Source organism: Streptomyces sp. NPDC002265 (genome assembly GCF_040296125.1).
Classification (GTDB): Bacteria; Actinomycetota; Actinomycetes; order Streptomycetales; family Streptomycetaceae; genus Streptomyces.
In genome coordinates this window covers 1-1,712 of sequence record NZ_JBEOWS010000676.1, presented here as the reverse complement: position 1 = coordinate 1,712, position 1,712 = coordinate 1, and the positions used below count along the sequence as shown (strand labels likewise).

The 1,712-nt window shown below is 65.3% G+C and carries 2 protein-coding genes; one reads left to right on the top strand and one right to left on the bottom strand.

Annotation, left to right across the window (positions count from 1 at the left end; translation table 11 throughout):
• Positions 1-189 precede the first annotated feature (189 nt).
• Positions 190-1,218, bottom strand: coding sequence for a glutathione S-transferase family protein (locus ABT085_RS46200; protein WP_351623201.1), 1,029 nt, complete (start codon positions 1,216-1,218; stop codon positions 190-192).
• A 249-nt stretch (positions 1,219-1,467) separates the two neighbouring features.
• Here ABT085_RS46200 and ABT085_RS46195 point away from each other — a divergent pair.
• Positions 1,468-1,712, top strand: a 245-nt coding sequence (locus ABT085_RS46195) for a YceI family protein (RefSeq protein ID WP_351623199.1), incomplete at its 3' end; no start/stop codon positions are given.

Below are 1,712 nucleotides of genomic sequence, written 5' to 3'. Positions count from 1 at the left end.
AACGCGGGGGACCAGTGCATCCAAAACCGTTCGGGATGCGCGCAGTTCCGGGATGTGAGTACAAAGCTCACTCCTGGACACTGTTTAGGAACGGTGCCTGTCGGTGCGGTGATGAGCCATTCAGGGGCGCGTTCGTCCGTGAGCTTGCGAGGAGCCGTCGGTCGGCGTGCGAACGGCAGGTCCGCACGGTCAGGGCCTGCCGGGAAGAGGCACCTCCTCGTCGGCGCGTACCGGCTTCGGAGGTGTTCCGTCGCCGAACGGGCGGCCGCCCAGCTCCTGTCTGTGATGCGGCATGAGCCATTCGGACAGATCAGGGCCCAGCGGCACGATGCCGCTCGGGTTGATGCCGACATGGACTTGGTAATAATGGCGTTTTATATGATCAAAATTGACGGTATCACCGAAGCCGGGCGTCTGGAACAGATCGCGGGTGTAGGCCCACAGTGTCGGCATCTCTGACAGTTTCCGGAGATTGCACTTGAAGTGGCCGTGATAGACGGCGTCGAAGCGTACGAGTGTGGTGAACAGCCGGATGTCCGCCTCCGTGATGGTGTCCCCGACCAGATAGCGCTGTCGTTCCAGTCGGGGTGTCAGCAGGTCCAGGCGGCGGAACACTCCCGCGCAGGCGGCCCGGTATTCCTCCTGGCCGATGGCGAAGCCCGCGCGGTAGACCCCGTTGTTGACGTCCTCGTAGACGCCGGCGATGACCTCGTCGATCTCATCGCGGTGAGCGTGCGGGTAGAGATCGGGTGCGCCCGGCCGGTGCAGCGCTGTCCACTCGGTCGCGAGATCGAGAGTGATCTGCTGGTAGTCATTTGTCACAAGCTGCCCGCTGGGCACGTCCACGACTGCCGGCACGCTCACCCCTCCCGAGTAGCCGGGCTCCCGCTTTTCATAGGCTTCGCTCAGGAAACGGATTCCGAGGACAGGGTCAAGACCATCCGGGTCGAGGGTGAACCGCCAGCTCCGGTCGTCCTGGATCGGGTCGGTGACCGCCAAGGACAGAGCGTCCTCCAGGCCGAGCAGACGTCTGGAGACCAGCGCCCGGCTCGCCCATGGACAGGCACGGCTGACCACCAGCCGGTAACGGTTCGCCTCGACGGGCCAACCGTCCCGGCCGTCCGCGGTGATCCGATCCGCGAAGTGGCTCTTCGACCGCTTGAACGGCTTCCTGCCGTACTCGCTGTTGCCGCGTGTCCCGCTGTCGCTGCCGTTCATGGGGCGTGCCCTTCCGCCGTCGCAACGTGTGCCCAGTCTTCTACCGGGATCGCCGGTGAGCTACTCGACGTTCGCGGGGGCGGCATCCTGATCCGCCGGAGCTGCGGTGGTGCGCGATCACAGCAGCCTGCCTGGGGGCCGGGGCGACTGGCGTGGGAATGGGTCGGGGCGCGATGGAGTTCTAGTTGAACATTCAATGAAAGCGGGTCGCTGCGCGGCCCGAGTGACCTTTCTGGGAGCAGACAGATCATGGGCCTCTTCGGACGTAAGACCAGCGCCGCGAACACCGCCACCGCCACCGTTGACGCGAACTCGCACACCGCCGGAGTCGGCGGCGCGTACACCATCGACCCCGCGCACTCCACGTTCGGCTTCGTCGCGCGGCATGCCATGGTCACGAACGTCAAGGGCAAGTTCAACAACTTCGCCGGCAGCCTGCACCTGGACGGCCGCAACCCGGCCGCCTCCACCGCGACCATCGACATCACGATGGA

Excerpts from the sequence above, each read along its gene's own strand:
- ABT085_RS46200 (WP_351623201.1), bottom strand. The coding sequence starts at position 1,218 with ATGAACGGCAGCGACAGCGGGACACGCGGCAACAGCGAGTACGGCAGG.